This is a genomic window from Escherichia sp. HH26CH (assembly GCF_009820205.1).
In the GTDB taxonomy this organism is placed as follows: Bacteria; Pseudomonadota; Gammaproteobacteria; order Enterobacterales; family Enterobacteriaceae; genus Escherichia; species Escherichia coli_F.
Map to the genome: position 1 here is coordinate 18,437 of NZ_VNXM01000070.1, position 15,134 is coordinate 33,570.

A 15,134-nucleotide genomic window follows, 5' to 3' on the forward strand; every position below is an offset into this window, starting at 1 on the left:
GACAGTCGATGCAGGGAGGGACAAGCTCCCTGCATCGGCGATTTTCAAGTTCAAATTTTAACGTGGCATTAACCACGTAATTAATATACTAATTATTCTGATTATTGTCATCAGTTTGAACCATTAAAAACTCTGATATTTGAACAAAGTCAAAATTTATTTCCCTTTATTCATCATCATTTTTTGGAAAGAACCTTTCCATCTCAACCGACACCTTCTCTCTGATATCTTCAACCATATTGGCATATTCAAACTTTGGATTTCCTGAGACATGAGGACTGAGAGACTCAATACCCAAAATTTTCGCTACTGATGACTGTGTTTTTACAACGCATTCAAGAAGTAGTTTATTAAACTCGGCCTGATTAAATGCAGACTCTTTGCGCTCCATCTGAGCCTCATATACACGAAGACCCAGTTCAAGAAGCATTGAAGCCGTTGCTGAAAAACTGACATCTTTTTCTCTCGCCCCCTCCTGTCGACGTTTTTCAATAATCGCTTTTATTTTTTCATAAGCATCATTGCTGATATACAGATTCACCTTAGCCATTAGATATTACCTTTTTTAAACATAAAACAAAGTTAATTTCGAAACACTAGAATTCATAGTGCAAACAGGGACGCACCGCTAGCAGCGCCCCTGACGGTATCCTATAAAAAAACACACCGCGCCGCTAGCAGCACCCCTAATATAAAATAATGTTTTTTATAAAAATAGTCAGTACCACCCCTACAAAGCGGTGTCGGCGCGTTGCTGTAGCTGCGTTAACGACGCTGCTTTAAATAAATCAGATTTAAACAATATAAATCCAAAAATACAACTCAATGATATTAAAGATAAATCAGCAAAAACTTGTTTTTGCGTGGGGTGTGGTGCTTTTGGTGGTGAGAACCACCAACCTGTTGAGCCTTTTTGTGGAGTGGGTTAAATTATTTACGGATAAAGTCACCAGAGGTGAAAAAATGAAAAAATGGATGTTATCCATCTGCCTGATGTTTATAAATGAGATCTGCCAGGCCACTGATTGCTTTGATCTTGCTGGCCGGGATTACAAAATAGATCCTGATTTACTGAGAGCAATATCATGGAAAGAATCCCGTTACCGGGTTAATGCCATCGGTATTAATCCGGTAACGGGATATGGCAGCGGACTGATGCAGGTAGATTCCCAGCATTTTAACGAACTGGCCCGCTACGGAATTAAGCCGGAACATCTGACAACAGATCCCTGCATGAACATTTATACCGGCACTTATTATCTGGCAATAGCCTTTAAAAAATGGGGCGTCTCCTGGGAGGCCGTTGGTGCATACAATGCCGGATTCAGGAAGACCGAACGCCAGAACCAGAGACGTCTTGCCTACGCATCAGATGTTTACCGGATTTATACCGGGATAAAAAGCAGTAAAGGTATCCGGCTTCCGGCCACGAAGAAATCACTTCCGGAAATTAACAGCGTGCAGAACAATTAATCTTACAGACATTGTCAGATACCGGTTATGCCGCAAAAGCGGCATGGAAGGCCACACACAAAAATATCATATGAGTGACAATACTGACTGGCCGAAGCCCCGCGAAGCGGGAACCCATCTTATATATACCCGGTAACTGCGCAGCCTTCTGCCAGACTATTTTTCGCGGGCACAATATTTACAGACAACCGAAAAGCCAGTTGATGAAATTGAGGTATATCAGACGACACAGCGATGCCGAAGAATGATAATATAAGTAAAGCCCCGAAAATTTTTCGGGGCTTTACTTATATTATCACGACTTCCACTTTCTGAACTGTTCGGCAATCATCCATAATGCCTTGTTGATTCGGATACACCATCAATACCTGTAATGGCTCTTGTCCTGGTATTTTTACCGGAGGTACTTCGCCCCGATAATCCACCTTTTATCATATTCTCCTGAACCCGCTGCTAGGTTGTCCAGAGATCGTTCTGTTTATCCTCCCGACGACGGGGAGTAATTATTTGTTCAGGCGTCACTGGCGTTTTATTTTCATCTTCATACCTGACCATCAGTGCAGCTCTGCCAAATAAATGTTGCTCGTCACTGTTAAGATGAATTTCTTTCATCGCCTCCATATTATCAGCGACCTTATCAAAGACACCGAGTACTTCATACGCTCCCTCGATAACCTGCCCGACAATATCACCTTTATGTGGAACGCGGATTTCGCCAAAATTATTTCCGCACACCAGGCCATTTGTGCAGACAAAACGAAAAATTCCGGGGATCATCTGATAACTGGATGAACTATCATGTGAATTAAGCAGGATAATTTCAGGAACTTCTTTCCCGTTAATATGCCCTTCCCTGCGAAGACGTAACATATGTTTACTGTATTCGCGACGTCCCAAATCACGAACCCGACTCTGACAGGCAAAGAATGGCTGGAAACCTTCATCACGTAACTTATTGATGATATTGATTGTTGGAATATACGTATAACGTTCACTCCGGGACTCATGTTTATCACCGGAAAATACCGAAGGCACGAACTGCATTAATTCATCATCCGTTAAAGGACGTTCACGGCGGATGGAATTATACCGACCAAAACGGAAAGCTAATCGCATAACAGCTACTCCTTTATGAAAGAATAAATTTAATAAAAAATTTTTCCGCTTAATATCATCCCTCCCGATCTCCATTAACAAGATTGCAACAATCAGGAGGGATATTCATCACATCCGGTCAGCAGATCGCCCGGATATCGAGGCCGGCACGCTTAATCTGACGCAGGAACTGTTTGAAGTGATCGGCTTCCGCAATGTTGATATGGCGGAACTGCGTATCCACACCCCGGCTGAGCGCGTAGCTATAGCTGAAGGCCATCTTTTCCGGGTGGCTTTTGTGATATTTTTTCAGCTCAGTCAGGCTGCTGAATTCCAGGACGTCCCACTCTTCCCCGGTGTTTTTTTTCTTCCCGGCAACAAGAAGCGTGTACGACGCGGTGTTAACGTGGATATTTCGGGTACTCATCCTGCTTTCTCCTCTCTCTGGTGTTCAGCCCCCATCATCGGTTGAGTTTCGGGAGCCGCGGTTTTGACGTTTTGCGGGGACCTGCCTTTTGTTCCCTCCGGTATTCACCATCACCTTTTTGAGAACCTTCGCCGCAAGGGGCATCACTGCCACGGCCGAAAACGACTGTCCGGGGGCAGACCGCAAAAGTTTTTGCCTGCTTTTGGGCAAAAAGTTTTGTGGGATGTGCATTTCACCCCTGGACTGGCGGAGACGGTTGTGGCTGTCTTTGCCCCCGGCGACAGGGGCTTAAACAGGTGAATGGCACCGGACACAACAACGGGCAGGCACCCGCCGCAACGACGTGAAGCGCGGTTTGCGAAACGCCGTTGCGCCTTACATCCCGGCGGCCTTTTGCCGGGATGTAAGGCGCGCAGGCCACGGCGCGACAGAGGCGGTGCGACCGGAACGGTCGCTGCAAGCCAGGGTTTCGCGTCAGGGATGGAAGCCCACCAGGGCGGAGACAGCTTCGCTGGCTCCGTTCACGACAGCCCGCCCCGCCAGGGGGACGCCCGGAAAAGGCACAGGCAGAAGAAGAACAAGACAGACAGTAATCAGAGCAGCAGAAAAAAGAAAAACAGTAGCAGTAGCAGTAGCAGGAACATCATCAGTAACAGACAAATGACAGATCTGAAAAGACAGAAGCCCACAGCAGAATGTCCGCGTAATGTAAGGGGCGGCGCGTCAGCGCGGCCCCTTTCAGCGCCACCGGCGCGCGGTCTTTTCCCGGCGCGGGCAGACGGGCATTTATCCTCCCGCCTGCCCGGCTGTCACGAACGGTGCAATAGTGATCCACACCCAACGCCTGAAATCAGATCCAGGGGGTAATCTGCTCTCCTGATTCAGGAGAGCTTATGGTCACTTTTGAGACAGTTATGGAAATTAAAATCCTGCACAAGCAGGGAATGAGTAGCCGGGCGATTGCCAGAGAACTGGGGATCTCCCGCAATACCGTTAAACGTTATTTGCAGGCAAAATCTGAGCCGCCAAAATATACGCCGCGACCTGCTGTTGCTTCACTCCTGGATGAATACCGGGATTATATTCGTCAACGCATCGCCGATGCTCATCCTTACAAAATCCCGGCAACGGTAATCGCTCGCGAGATCAGAGACCAGGGATATCGTGGCGGAATGACCATTCTCAGGGCATTCATTCGTTCTCTCTCGGTTCCTCAGGAGCAGGAGCCTGCCGTTCGGTTCGAAACTGAACCCGGACGACAGATGCAGGTTGACTGGGGCACTATGCGTAATGGTCGCTCACCGCTTCACGTGTTCGTTGCTGTTCTCGGATACAGCCGAATGCTGTACATCGAATTCACTGACAATATGCGTTATGACACGCTGGAGACCTGCCATCGTAATGCGTTCCGCTTCTTTGGTGGTGTGCCGCGCGAAGTGTTGTATGACAATATGAAAACTGTGGTTCTGCAACGTGACGCATATCAGACCGGTCAGCACCGGTTCCATCCTTCGCTGTGGCAGTTCGGCAAGGAGATGGGCTTCTCTCCCCGACTGTGTCGCCCCTTCAGGGCACAGACTAAAGGTAAGGTGGAACGGATGGTGCAGTACACCCGTAACAGTTTTTACATCCCACTAATGACTCGCCTGCGCCCGATGGGGATCACTGTCGATGTTGAAACAGCCAACCGCCACGGTCTGCGCTGGCTGCACGATGTCGCTAACCAACGAAAGCATGAAACAATCCAGGCACGTCCCTGCGATCGCTGGCTCGAAGAGCAGCAGTCCATGCTGGCACTGCCTCCGGAGAAAAAAGAGTATGACGTGCATCTTGATGAAAATCTGGTGAACTTCGACAAACACCCCCTGCATCATCCACTCTCCATCTACGACTCATTCTGCAGAGGAGTGGCGTGATGATGGAACTGCAACATCAACGACTGATGGTGCTCGCCGGGCAGTTGCAACTGGAAAGCCTTATAAGCGCAGCGCCTGCGCTGTCACAACAGGCAGTAGACCAGGAATGGAGTTATATGGACTTCCTGGAGCATCTGCTTCATGAAGAAAAACTGGCACGTCATCAACGTAAACAGGCGATGTATACCCGAATGGCAGCCTTCCCGGCGGTGAAAACGTTCGAAGAGTATGACTTCACATTCGCCACCGGAGCACCGCAGAAGCAACTCCAGTCGTTACGCTCACTCAGCTTCATAGAACGTAATGAAAATATCGTATTACTGGGGCCATCAGGTGTGGGGAAAACCCATCTGGCAATAGCGATGGGCTATGAAGCAGTCCGTGCAGGTATCAAAGTTCGCTTCACAACAGCAGCAGATCTGTTACTTCAGTTATCTACGGCACAACGTCAGGGCCGTTATAAAACGACGCTTCAGCGTGGAGTAATGGCCCCCCGCCTGCTCATCATTGATGAAATAGGCTATCTGCCGTTCAGTCAGGAAGAAGCAAAGCTGTTCTTCCAGGTCATCGCTAAACGTTACGAAAAGAGCGCAATGATCCTGACATCCAATCTGCCGTTCGGGCAGTGGGATCAAACGTTCGCCGGTGATGCAGCACTGACCTCAGCGATGCTGGACCGTATCTTACACCACTCACATGTCGTTCAAATCAAAGGAGAAAGCTATCGACTCAGACAGAAACGAAAGGCCGGGGTTATAGCAGAAGCTAATCCTGAGTAAAACGGTGGATCAATATTGGGCCGTTGGTGGAGATATAAGTGGATCACTTTTCATCCGTTGTTGACACCGGCGTCTTCAAGCACGCAGACGAATAATCATCGTCGGGACATCGGTATAAGCAAACGTGCCGCGCGGCAGCTCCTCGCGGACGTCAGAAAACGGTAACAGCTTCTCCTGCTGGCGTGGCCCGTTGAGACAGACGGCAACCAGCACCCCACCCGGACGCAACAGGGAAAAGGCCCGCAGGATATGTCGGATATCCTGCCCGTGACTGAACGGCGGATTCATAATGATCCGGCTGTAATACTGCACCGGCTGCCATTCCATGAAGTCACCGCACTGTACCCTGACACCGTTAAAATTATCCCGCAGATACCGGACCAGCCCGCTGTTAATCTCCACCGCATCACACATGGCCCCCGGCGCGATATCCCGAATCGCCCGCAGTATGGCTCCGGTGCCGGCAGAGGGCTCCAGAATGTGATCATGGTTGCTGATCTCCGCCAGCGTCACCAGGCGATCACAGACCGGGGCAGGTGTCACAAAGAGCTGAGATTCAGCCCAGATTTCAGCAACCGGCGCAGCGTTATCCAGCCTTCCGCGCGTCAGCCTGATACGTTCTTTTAACTGACTGTGCATGTCATTATCTCCGTCATCCCCCGGGGATTTTCCCCGGGGGATATACCTTATTTCTGTGGGATTTCCGTGATTTTCATGTCGGTGATATACACATTCACCAGGCGGAAATTATTGTCCATTGTGCGGCGGTAGCGGTATGCCCCGTGGTCTTCTGCTTCTGCCACACTGCGCACGGCCTTACAGTCCCGGGGCAGGGCGGCCCACTGTGCCTTTGTCATTTCCCGGAAACCTTCCCCCGGATAGTTGACTACCGGCGGACGCTTCGCGGCCTGACTGGCGACGGCAGCCTCTTCTGCCGATGGTGCTTTGTAGTCCGTGATGCGATCGGGCGTCACTTTCATCGTGCCGCTGTACCCGAGGAAACTGTAATTTGGCGTTGTGACTGAACTCACCGCCCCGTTGCTTTTGTTCACGCGGATAATGGTCAGCCACTCGCCCCGGCTGAAAACCTGTCCGCCCGGCTCAAAATCCTGTGTCCGGGTAACCACGCCGCCGCTTTCGACCAGCATGGCACGCTCATAGATCAGGCGGTTCTGATAGTGGTTAACCCAGCGTTGTTGACGCTGAATCTGCCGTTCATGACAGCGGATCGCAATTTCGCGGGCCTGCTCCGTGGTGATGATGTCATCATCCAGGGCTGACCATAACGACCGACTCCCTTCATACTGGCTTTTTTCTGCCTGGCGCGGATACGTATCCAGAGGGAAACAGGCACTGATTCGGTCATAACTGCTGATAAGTTTTGCCATATTCAGATCCAGCGATTCAGCCCGCCACATCGTCAGATATTTCTGCGACTGTGCGATGGTCTTTTCAGCCTTGCGCAAATCAGCTTCGATTTTTTTGATACGACGCCAGCGAACATCCGGACGTTCTTTATACTTCGCGTGAAGCAGTGCCGACCGCGCCCGCTCTTCCCAGTATTCCGCACGTTCAAAGAGCATCACAGCACGTTTCATGCCGTTTTCAATACGCTGCGCATCACGACGGGCGCGGCGTTCGCTGTGATGCCCCACAAGAATGGGCTGACCGGGCGGGATCATCGCGGCCAGTCTTTCCACTTCATCAAGTGCCTGTGCGGATTCACTGGCCCGCTTTCCGCTGTATCCGGTAAACCGCTCCGCCCGAGCTTCCTGACGCTCAGCGAGCGTGCTGTCTTCATCCTCAATCTCTCCGGCAAGTGAGAGGAGCACGTCTTCCCGGTCCGGCGTCCAGGCCGGCGCCACAAACAGCGCCTGTTTCGGTGCCCAGCGAAAACCGGCATCATGTACTTTTTTATACGTCTCCGGGTCAAGACGTGACGCGGCATACAGGCGCAGTTTGTTGTCATCCGGTGAGTAGGTCGCGCGGTACATCTGCACAGGGCTGGCGGCTTCCGGGGCGGTCATGGTGATTGCTGCTAATGTCATAAAATGTTCTCCTTCCGTCTGTTGCCGCCCCTCACGGGGCGGCTCACCTCATCAGTTAAAAGCGCGTTTCAGTTCGAGTGTGCGGAGCACCTGCCCGAAGGCCGTGTTTTTCATGGCGGGGATGTGTACACCACGCCCCCGGTGAAAACTCCGGGCAATGTGTCGCCCGAAGGCTTTCAGCACGGGGTCAATTTCCGGCGCGGGGATGTCTTCGCGTCTGAAACGGGGATGACGGCAGGGCTTTACAGCCGCTGCGGAAGGTGAAACAATACTTACTGTCATAATTTAGCCTCTTATGACGTTAATTAATGAAACCGTAAAGACTGTTCGTGCAGTCTCTGCGGTGTGGATTAAGCAGGTCCCTGACCTGCTTTTTTCATATCTGCATCTGACGCTTTCCGGTGTTTTCCTCCTTCTGTTCCTGCGTTCTCATTACCTGCCAGCCGGATGACTGACAGAACAAATAAATGCGTATTGCCGGAGCCTGAAATAAATCCTGATTTTTAAAGAACATCACCCGTTGAGTTTCGGGAGCCGCGGTTTTGACGTTTCGCGGGAACCTGCTGCTGTATTCCCTGTGGTATGAACGTCACCCGTTTGAGAACCTTCGCCGCAAGGGGCATCACTGCCACGGCCTGACGCACCTGTCCGGGGCAGAACGCAAAATTTTTTACCGGGTTTTGGGTAAAAAATTTTGTGGGCTGTTCATTTACCCTGGACAGGTGCGGCAGGTTGTGACTGTATCAGCCCCCGGCGACAGGGACTCATACGGGTGTGTGGCACCCGGCAGGCAATGAGCAGGGAACCGCCGCAACGACGGAGAGCGCGTGCGCGAAACGGCGTTGCGCCTTACATCCCGGCGTCTTTTTGCCGGGATGCCAGGAGCGCAGGCCACGGCGCGACAAGGGTGGCGCGACCGTTCTGGTCGCTGCAAACCCGGGGTTTTGCGTCAGGGATGGAAGCCCGCCAGGGCGGAGGCAGCTCCGCTGGCTCCGTTCACGACAGCCCGCCCCGCCAGGGGGACGCCCGGGAAAGCCATAAACAGGAGAGGAACGGAAAGAAGAAGAGGAAGAAGAGGAAGAAGAGGAAGAAGAGGAAGAAGAGGAAGAAGAGGAAGAAGAGGAAGAAGAGGAAGAAGAACAATAACAAGCACGGTAACCACAGAAAAATAACATCAGAAAAAAAATATTCCGGACACATCACAAACGGGAAGGGTAACGGGCGACGCGTCAGCGTGGCCCGCTTCCCTTCCGGCAGGCGTCAGCCTGCCAGGGGGGCGCGCGGGCTGACAGGCGGCCTCCACCGCCTGTCCTGTATCACCTGTGTCTGCTGCCCTGAAGGATGTACTGACCGCCCAGGAAAACCGCCTGCTGATTCGCCACAAAATCGCAGATTTCATCAACAATCTGCGCTGTGGTGAGCGGTTTCTGCCCCATCTCACGACGTCGTGCATTAATCACAGCTTTGTAATTGCGCAGAATTTCGCGGGTTTCTGTGCTGATATTCATGACATGTGCTCCCCGTCCAGCGCCTGTAACACAACGTCCATTGCTTCGCGTTCTTCCCTGACGAATGCGTCACCGTCGCCTCCGTTCTCACTCCCGACGGCATACAGGCGCTTCATTTCACTGCCTGCCAGCGCCATCACTTTTTCCAGCATCACCGCCGGGACTGTCACCTGACTGCTGGCGCGCTTTTCTTCCATCAGTTCACGAACAACGCCGTGAACAACGCTGACATCCGCACCATATTCAAAGGCATCGTCCAGCCGCTGCATGACGGTTTCCAGCTCATCGTCTGACAGGCTCCAGTCCTGAGCCATATGGCGCACATCCCCACGGGTCAGCACCACGGCAAAAACACATTCACTGTCCGGCACGTCTGTATCCAGCACTTCGCGGATAATTTCTTTAACAGTACATGTTCTCGTCGCCTTTACAGGGACGGCATTGCCGCCCCGTCCGTTAATCAGCAAAAAACCGCCGAGAACCCTCGCCCAGTGCGGGCGGGGAGCAGTCACAATGATGCCTGCGGCATCGGCGCTGACCGTACGGTCAAACCAGTTTTCACCGTTGACCAGATGAAAACGGTCGCCATCCGGCATCATGTAACCGCCACCGTCCGGCAGGCGGATGAAGTGCCAGAATCCGCCTTCATATTCCGGCATCATTTTTTTCGCCAGCGCGTACACAGATGCCTCGGCATACAGAAAATCGTTGCCAAACAGGTAAGGCAGAAAAGACAGACAGTCGATTTCTTCAACGTTCAGAATGACAGATTTTGCATACTGCATGGGATTTCCTCCGTTGTTCACATATTCCGCGACACCGGGCGGTGCCGTGCCTCCATAAAAGCCGGGCGATAAGGCGGGGATGCACAGGGCGCAAGGGAAATCGCAGCCTGACGCACACGGCTGACAGGAGTTGGAGGGTGAGACCGCGAAATCTGAGCGGGTGAACGACCGGAAAATCACGGCAGACGGGAAGGAGGGACCGGGTGACCGCAGCGGCGAAGCGTACCCTTGCATCCCCGCCAGCCCGGCTAAGATGGAGGCACGGCACAGCCCGCACACGACACGGCGGCCACATAAGTGACTGCTCCCCGGAGCAACAGTAACCAGCCGTTGAAAGTCGTGGACAGCATTAACCATTCCGGTCTGGGGAAAGTGTGGTTTGCAGGCCGAGGCATTGCGCCAGAAAGGCAGATAAAGCGTGAGATGTTGTCACCGGCATACACTACCCGCTGGAACGAACTACCGGTCGCCAGACTTTGAAAAAAAGAAATTCATGGTGATTTCACTATGAAAGAATTAAAAAAAATACTTTATATTCAGTGAAATAAGCATGAAAAAAGCGTGGTGAAAATTGCAAAAAAAGGATGCCATTTGGCATCCTGATATTAACCCGGCATACCCTATTCAGGCAGTTTTCTTAGAATGTTTTTTATAGCCTCATCGATTTCTAACTGCACCTCATTAGATATGCGGGAGAACTCATAAACAACAAGACGCTTTCTGGGGTCAGTCTTCTTTCTGGCAAATTGGTTACGATCAGAAAACTCTTTCAACTTCTCAGTTTCAACTGTTTTTACAGGCCGGTCTGTAAGCAATTTTCCTTCAGACCTGAAGACCGCCAGGATTTTGCTTTTCTCAATTGTTGGATAGTCAGGTAAAGCCATCAGTTTTTGGCGAACTCTATCCATAAACTCTTCCACTGACATTTTTTTGTTGGTTGCCTTTTCAGACAGTTTCAACAAAAATTGATAGTCCGACAACGAAATATCATTGATTACCGGAAATACAGAGATCATTTCATCCGGTACTGATGCCGCCTGAAATGCGCGTGTTACTTTTGCCGGAGAGATGCTTTCAGCCTGAGCGATCTCTTCTTTTGTCATACTTGCCCCATAAGTAACTTCAAGGCGTTTTCCTAGTTCTCGGAGGCTATGCTCTCTGGCTGTCTGTATATCTTTTGCAAGTTGTCTCGCGTCGGCAATATCAATACTGTCTTTTGTAACCAGTATTTCGAATTTTACGTTGTTATAGATACAGGCAGCGCGACGACGCGTACCGTCTAATACTTCAATTCGTCCATCTACTTCCCGACCAATAGCCGGAAAAAATTGCTGAAGTTTAATCGTGCGAGTTATGTCACTAACTGACTCACGCGAAAGCATAGTCTGATCGCGTCCATTAACAGATGCATCAACGAACGTTTTAGATTCTATATCTCCGCTTAATACAACCGTTTTAATGAATTTTGCTTGTTTCCCAGACTTAAGAGTAAACGTTTTGATCTCTCCGTCACCTTCAAGCATGCGAGCGAACTCTGAATTGCTATTGCCGAGAACTCGCCCTCGAGCTAAAACCTTTTTCATTTAGATGCTCCCCGAATGTATTCAATGCGGTCAAAAACGGCTTTAGTAAATCGTTCCGCTTCGGTACGAGCTTTTTTCAATGCCTCTGCACTTCCTGGATACGAAACAGGGTTAGCACTGATGATAGTGTCAAAAGATTCACCACATCGTTCGAACCCGTCCAGTCTCGGAAGCGATGAGTCAAGAATATTACTCGCATACACTTCACGAGCCAGGCTATGGGAAGTTTCGTGATCGCGCTTACTGGTCATTTTGGACATAAACCCTATGCTCGCACTGAGGCGGGGCTCAACGCCTTCTTCTTCCAAACGTTCTAGCATTTCAGGTAAACGAGTCAAATATTTGAGAGTTGAATGGAAATCAACTTGCGCCGGGGGAGTAGGGGTGAGAAGTAAATCACTCGCCGCCAGGCCATTGAGAAGAAATGGATCAAGATGAGGGCCAGTATCAATAAAGACAAAATCATAATCATCAGCGATACGGTCAATGATGGTTTTCCTGAGTACTTCAGAAGGCTTAAAACCAGGAAGGTGTTCAGCAACCAAAGACTCCCATTGGCTTGCTACGAAGCCGTCATCAATAGAAGCAGGGATGACATCAACGCCAGGAATCATAGTGGGTCGGATAACCGCTTCTCGCAGTGTTTCAGCATCGAGATTATTTAGCATTGCCTGGGCGGCAGTTTCAAGGACTGTACCAATACTATGGGTATGGTCCAAAAACATAGTGCTGGACGCCTGCGGGTCAAGGTCGATCACAAGGATACGAAGGTCATGACGCAGCAAATCCGGATGTACTCGTAGTGCATGCGCCAGCGTTACTGTACTGACGGTTTTTGAAACCCCACCTTTCAAGTTGACGACAAAAATTACGTAAGGTTCTTTATGAACATCGCGATATTTTGGTATCTGTCGGTGAGCGTAAATATCAATAACGTTCTGAATTGTTAATGCATATTGCTCGACGTTGCCTACCCGCTTTTTATTAAATTCATAGCCACTTTCTTCCATTTCTTTAACGGCCAGTTCGACGATGCGTCGGCTCAGCTTCGGCAATTTTGCGACCGCATTACGAGTATATGTTTGATGATACTCTGTCAGATTGAATTCTTTTCTTTGCTCCTCAATATCCCGACTCATGGCCTGAAGTAGAGCACTTGCTCTGAGCGCTATGGTACCGACACTACCGTAATCTCGTTTCATAGTTTTCCTCTGAGATAGATTCCCTGCCCATATATTGCGTACAAAGTTCAATCACATTGTACACAAACATGAAAGACGTACAATATATTTTGCATTGCCATCAAATTATCGTACGTTGCAAGTCACCATTCACATCAAACCGCATAGTTAGACATTGTCTCTGAGCAGGCGAGGGGTTAGACAAGACCGTTGGGCGCGTCAGAGTGTTATATTAGGATACGGGTAGGTGACACCCACCTCTGGCACAGAACGGACATTCATTGATGCCATGCCAGAATGGACGTTCAGGTTATTCCGTCCAGTTCTGCTGGCAGCGCGAGATCTCCCCTGGTATAGTGATGCCACGGCAAAGTGCTCAAACAGGGATAATATGATGGAAATCAAGGCTCAACAGTTTGTCACATCAACGGGGCGGCAAGTCCTTACTGACAACGGACAACAAGGTATGGGCGGCGTGGCGGGTATCGGTTCCACGACTGAAAAGCATCAGGGGCGCGTGGCGGAAGCAATTTTTGCGAACTGCGCGGAACTGGATAACGACCAGCTTAACGAGATCATCGAGTGGGTTCGGCTCTATCAGCGCTGAATGCCATCATCAGGCTGCGCAAGCGGCCTTTTTTACGCCCCTTGTTTAATTCCCGCACTACCTGGACATTCAGGTGATTCTGTCCATCTGTATAAAAAAACAACAAAAAGACTTGTTAACAGGTCATATAAGGAGTATCTTTGAGACTGGTTAAATAGTCTTGAAAGGTGGCCTATGCCTAACATTATTCTCAGTGATACAAGCGCCAGTGTCAGCGAGCTGAAGAAAAATCCGATGGCGACAGTCAGCGCCGGTGATGGTTTCCCGGTCGCTATCCTGAACCGTAATCAGCCTGCTTTCTACTGTGTACCCGCAGAGCTGTACGAAAAGATGCTCGATGCCCTGGACGATCAGGAGCTGGTTAAACTGGTAGCCGAACGCAGCAACCAACCGCTGCATGATGTGGACCTGGATAAATACCTATGAGGTATCAGGTAAAATTCAGGGAAGATGCGCTGAAAGAGTGGCAAAAACTGGACAAGACTATTCAGCAACAGTTTGCGAAAAAGCTAAAAAAGTGCTGTGACAATCCGCATATTCCTTCCGCAAAACTGCGCGGGATAAAGGACTGCTACAAAATAAAATTACGTGCGTCAGGTTTTCGCCTGGTCTATCAGGTGATTGACGAACAATTAATTATCGCTGTTGTAGCTGTGGGTAAACGTGAGCGCAGTGACGTTTATAATCTTGCCAGTGAAAGAATGAGATAATTCACGGCGGATTATCGGTTCAGCCCTCTCATTAACCGCTGATGCTGAGTTGGAGTGTAGGGCTTTGCGTAATGCACTGGAAACACGACCGCGTGATGGTCGCCTGCTGTTTCATTCAGATCAAGGTGTTCAGTATAAAAGCAATAAATACAGAAAGTTACTCTGGCGTTATGGGGTAATGCAAAGTATGAGTTGCAGAGGGAATTTTCTGGATAATTCGCCGATGGAAAGAGTCTTTCGCAGCCTTAAAAGTGAATGGCTTCCGAAAGGTGGTTATGGTGATTGCCATGCAGTACGCGAATAAATCAGTGGATAAATGCTTATTACAACGTTTATCGACCTCATACAAACAATGGTGGTTTATCGCCTTGCCGCATGAAGAAAAATGGAAACAGGTTGTTCCGGTGTCCTGATTTTATGATCCACTACACATTCCTGACGAACGCCACTGCATAAATCACATTGCACATCCTCAGAGAGTACGCAGTATAGGAGGGGTATATATACATTATCGGTATATCAGGCGACTTCTGTCTGTATGTTGTCGGTGCTCGCCGCAGACCGGTGACCGGGCGAAGCCCGCGAACTGGCGAGGAAGCGCAATATATCTGTAGTTACAGTGAGCAGGTACGCCCTGAAGCCTTCATAATCGGTAATGTATGTTGTTTTTCTGGAATGATTTATCCACATATCCAGAGGCCCGATCCAGTAAACAGATCCATGAATGATCAACAAAGGATCCATTAAAGATCCCCATATCGCTGCAAACCTTGTCACTCATGGGCCGGGACCACGTTCACATAAGCTGTGGCATGTTATGGATAAACTGTAACAGGTTCATGATAAGCTGTATTCAGTAATGCATATACTGAAGTAAGTTAATGACATAAACTATGGTCAGTACGCCAGACTCAGTTGTTAAATACAGACTGCAGGTTTTTCTTCAGTCAGTTGACGGGGTTCTGACACACGATTTTCTGTTTATTCTTTTACTGTCCACAGGCAGGAGGCTTTCTGGAAAA

The 15,134-nt window shown here is 49.8% G+C and carries 17 protein-coding genes and 6 pseudogenes; 10 read left to right on the forward strand and 13 right to left on the reverse strand.

Annotated features, from left to right (window positions below):
• Positions 1-166: 166 nt before the first annotated feature.
• Positions 167-550 (reverse strand): conjugal transfer relaxosome DNA-binding protein TraM, encoded by a 384-nt coding sequence (gene traM / locus FQ015_RS23070; protein ID WP_001151520.1) that lies wholly within the window; start codon positions 548-550, stop codon positions 167-169.
• A 275-nt stretch (positions 551-825) separates the two neighbouring features.
• Here traM and FQ015_RS23075 point away from each other — a divergent pair, with 275 nt between their 5' ends.
• Positions 826-1,473, forward strand: a complete 648-nt coding sequence (locus FQ015_RS23075) for a transglycosylase SLT domain-containing protein (RefSeq protein WP_000601037.1) — start codon at positions 826-828, stop codon at positions 1,471-1,473.
• A gap of 295 nt (positions 1,474-1,768) precedes the next feature.
• On the opposite strand, the pseudogene FQ015_RS23080 reads toward FQ015_RS23075, so the two are convergent.
• The 3 genes and pseudogenes from FQ015_RS23080 to FQ015_RS24015 form a co-directional block, all read right to left on the reverse strand.
• Positions 1,769-2,589, reverse strand: a pseudogene (locus FQ015_RS23080) (DUF932 domain-containing protein).
• Between the two features lie 118 nt (positions 2,590-2,707).
• Positions 2,708-2,995, reverse strand: a complete 288-nt coding sequence (locus FQ015_RS23085; RefSeq protein ID WP_104730532.1) for a hypothetical protein — start codon at positions 2,993-2,995, stop codon at positions 2,708-2,710.
• A 24-nt stretch (positions 2,996-3,019) separates the two neighbouring features.
• Entirely contained in the window at positions 3,020-3,226 is a 207-nt protein-coding gene (locus tag FQ015_RS24015; protein WP_053287522.1) for a hypothetical protein, read from the reverse strand.
• Between the two features lie 69 nt (positions 3,227-3,295).
• Between FQ015_RS24015 and FQ015_RS24020 the strand changes: the two are divergent.
• A pseudogene (locus tag FQ015_RS24020) lies at positions 3,296-3,718 on the forward strand (hypothetical protein); the annotation flags it as partial.
• Here FQ015_RS24020 and FQ015_RS24025 read toward each other — a convergent pair.
• Positions 3,642-3,830, reverse strand: a complete 189-nt coding sequence (locus tag FQ015_RS24025; protein WP_237427090.1) for a hypothetical protein — start codon at positions 3,828-3,830, stop codon at positions 3,642-3,644. The pseudogene FQ015_RS24020 and the gene FQ015_RS24025 sit on opposite strands and share 77 nt — an antisense overlap.
• Positions 3,831-3,888: 58 nt before the next feature.
• Here FQ015_RS24025 and istA point away from each other — a divergent pair, with 58 nt between their 5' ends.
• Together istA and istB are read left to right on the forward strand one after the other, a co-directional pair.
• Complete coding sequence (istA, locus tag FQ015_RS23095) at positions 3,889-4,911, forward strand: IS21-like element IS100 family transposase (protein ID WP_000255944.1); 1,023 nt, start codon at positions 3,889-3,891, stop codon at positions 4,909-4,911.
• Positions 4,908-5,690, forward strand: coding sequence for an IS21-like element IS100kyp family helper ATPase IstB (istB, locus tag FQ015_RS23100; protein ID WP_001300609.1), 783 nt, complete (start codon positions 4,908-4,910; stop codon positions 5,688-5,690). Before istA ends, istB begins: the two co-directional genes overlap by 4 nt.
• A 75-nt stretch (positions 5,691-5,765) precedes the next feature.
• Here the strand turns inward: istB and FQ015_RS23105 are convergent, their stop codons facing one another.
• The 3 genes from FQ015_RS23105 to FQ015_RS23115 are packed head-to-tail and all read right to left on the reverse strand — an operon-like array spanning position 5,766 to position 8,020.
• Entirely contained in the window at positions 5,766-6,329 is a 564-nt protein-coding gene (locus FQ015_RS23105; protein WP_104730534.1) for a methyltransferase, read from the reverse strand.
• Positions 6,330-6,376: 47 nt separating this feature from the next.
• A complete protein-coding gene (locus FQ015_RS23110) occupies positions 6,377-7,738 on the reverse strand; it encodes a DUF3560 domain-containing protein (RefSeq protein WP_160524552.1) in 1,362 nt (453 codons plus the stop codon).
• 51 nt (positions 7,739-7,789) lie between these two features.
• Positions 7,790-8,020 (reverse strand): hypothetical protein, encoded by a 231-nt coding sequence (locus FQ015_RS23115; RefSeq protein WP_032200972.1) that lies wholly within the window; start codon positions 8,018-8,020, stop codon positions 7,790-7,792.
• 511 nt (positions 8,021-8,531) lie between these two features.
• Between FQ015_RS23115 and FQ015_RS24805 the strand changes: the two are divergent.
• Positions 8,532-8,793: pseudogene (locus tag FQ015_RS24805) on the forward strand (hypothetical protein); the annotation flags it as partial.
• Positions 8,794-9,054: 261 nt separating this feature from the next.
• Here the strand turns inward: FQ015_RS24805 and FQ015_RS23125 are convergent.
• The 3 genes and pseudogenes from FQ015_RS23125 to FQ015_RS24440 form a co-directional block, all read right to left on the reverse strand.
• Positions 9,055-9,246 carry a hypothetical protein gene (locus FQ015_RS23125; protein ID WP_001027496.1) on the reverse strand — a complete coding sequence of 64 codons (192 nt, stop codon included), beginning with the start codon at positions 9,244-9,246 and terminating at the stop codon, positions 9,055-9,057.
• Positions 9,243-9,707, reverse strand: coding sequence for a DUF1380 family protein (locus tag FQ015_RS23130; RefSeq protein ID WP_050554502.1), 465 nt, complete (start codon positions 9,705-9,707; stop codon positions 9,243-9,245). The genes FQ015_RS23125 and FQ015_RS23130 overlap by 4 nt, the downstream gene beginning before the upstream one ends.
• A 42-nt stretch (positions 9,708-9,749) precedes the next feature.
• Positions 9,750-10,031, reverse strand: a pseudogene (locus FQ015_RS24440) (antirestriction protein); the annotation flags it as partial.
• Between the two features lie 306 nt (positions 10,032-10,337).
• Here FQ015_RS24440 and FQ015_RS23145 point away from each other — a divergent pair.
• A pseudogene (locus FQ015_RS23145) lies at positions 10,338-10,511 on the forward strand (DUF4113 domain-containing protein); the annotation flags it as partial.
• A gap of 140 nt (positions 10,512-10,651) precedes the next feature.
• Here FQ015_RS23145 and FQ015_RS23150 read toward each other — a convergent pair.
• A complete protein-coding gene (locus tag FQ015_RS23150; protein WP_000756325.1) occupies positions 10,652-11,614 on the reverse strand; it encodes a ParB family protein in 963 nt (320 codons plus the stop codon).
• Positions 11,611-12,816: an AAA family ATPase gene (locus FQ015_RS23155; protein WP_000817642.1), complete on the reverse strand. Its 1,206-nt coding sequence runs from the start codon at positions 12,814-12,816 to the stop codon at positions 11,611-11,613. Before FQ015_RS23155 ends, FQ015_RS23150 begins: the two co-directional genes overlap by 4 nt.
• A gap of 373 nt (positions 12,817-13,189) precedes the next feature.
• On the opposite strand from FQ015_RS23155, the gene FQ015_RS23160 reads away from it, so the two are divergent.
• From FQ015_RS23160 to FQ015_RS23175, 4 genes and pseudogenes are all read left to right on the forward strand, one after another.
• Positions 13,190-13,402 carry a hypothetical protein gene (locus FQ015_RS23160; RefSeq protein ID WP_000402944.1) on the forward strand — a complete coding sequence of 71 codons (213 nt, stop codon included), beginning with the start codon at positions 13,190-13,192 and terminating at the stop codon, positions 13,400-13,402.
• Between the two features lie 174 nt (positions 13,403-13,576).
• Positions 13,577-13,828: a type II toxin-antitoxin system Phd/YefM family antitoxin gene (locus FQ015_RS23165; RefSeq protein ID WP_001132895.1), complete on the forward strand. Its 252-nt coding sequence runs from the start codon at positions 13,577-13,579 to the stop codon at positions 13,826-13,828.
• The gene (locus FQ015_RS23170; protein WP_001270421.1) at positions 13,825-14,112 is read left to right on the forward strand and encodes a type II toxin-antitoxin system RelE family toxin; all 288 of its coding nucleotides are present in this window, start codon (positions 13,825-13,827) and stop codon (positions 14,110-14,112) included. Before FQ015_RS23165 ends, FQ015_RS23170 begins: the two co-directional genes overlap by 4 nt.
• A 1-nt stretch (position 14,113) precedes the next feature.
• Positions 14,114-14,525 (forward strand): annotated as a pseudogene (locus tag FQ015_RS23175) (DDE-type integrase/transposase/recombinase); the annotation flags it as partial.
• Positions 14,526-15,134: the final 609 nt, after the last annotated feature.

What these genes read in the sequence shown, in the direction of transcription:
- traM (WP_001151520.1), bottom strand. Translation starts at nt 550, where the DNA reads ATGGCTAAGGTGAATCTGTATATCAGCAATGATGCTTATGAAAAAATA.
- FQ015_RS23075 (WP_000601037.1), top strand. Translation starts at nt 826, where the DNA reads ATGATATTAAAGATAAATCAGCAAAAACTTGTTTTTGCGTGGGGTGTG.
- FQ015_RS23085 (WP_104730532.1), bottom strand. Translation starts at nt 2,995, where the DNA reads ATGAGTACCCGAAATATCCACGTTAACACCGCGTCGTACACGCTTCTT.
- FQ015_RS24015 (WP_053287522.1), bottom strand. Translation starts at nt 3,226, where the DNA reads ATGCACATCCCACAAAACTTTTTGCCCAAAAGCAGGCAAAAACTTTTG.
- istA (WP_000255944.1), top strand. Translation starts at nt 3,889, where the DNA reads ATGGTCACTTTTGAGACAGTTATGGAAATTAAAATCCTGCACAAGCAG.
- FQ015_RS23105 (WP_104730534.1), bottom strand. Translation starts at nt 6,329, where the DNA reads ATGCACAGTCAGTTAAAAGAACGTATCAGGCTGACGCGCGGAAGGCTG.
- FQ015_RS23110 (WP_160524552.1), bottom strand. Translation starts at nt 7,738, where the DNA reads ATGACATTAGCAGCAATCACCATGACCGCCCCGGAAGCCGCCAGCCCT.
- FQ015_RS23115 (WP_032200972.1), bottom strand. Translation starts at nt 8,020, where the DNA reads ATGACAGTAAGTATTGTTTCACCTTCCGCAGCGGCTGTAAAGCCCTGC.
- FQ015_RS23125 (WP_001027496.1), bottom strand. Translation starts at nt 9,246, where the DNA reads ATGAATATCAGCACAGAAACCCGCGAAATTCTGCGCAATTACAAAGCT.
- FQ015_RS23150 (WP_000756325.1), bottom strand. Translation starts at nt 11,614, where the DNA reads ATGAAAAAGGTTTTAGCTCGAGGGCGAGTTCTCGGCAATAGCAATTCA.
- FQ015_RS23155 (WP_000817642.1), bottom strand. Translation starts at nt 12,816, where the DNA reads ATGAAACGAGATTACGGTAGTGTCGGTACCATAGCGCTCAGAGCAAGT.
- FQ015_RS23160 (WP_000402944.1), top strand. Translation starts at nt 13,190, where the DNA reads ATGGAAATCAAGGCTCAACAGTTTGTCACATCAACGGGGCGGCAAGTC.
- FQ015_RS23165 (WP_001132895.1), top strand. Translation starts at nt 13,577, where the DNA reads ATGCCTAACATTATTCTCAGTGATACAAGCGCCAGTGTCAGCGAGCTG.
- FQ015_RS23170 (WP_001270421.1), top strand. Translation starts at nt 13,825, where the DNA reads ATGAGGTATCAGGTAAAATTCAGGGAAGATGCGCTGAAAGAGTGGCAA.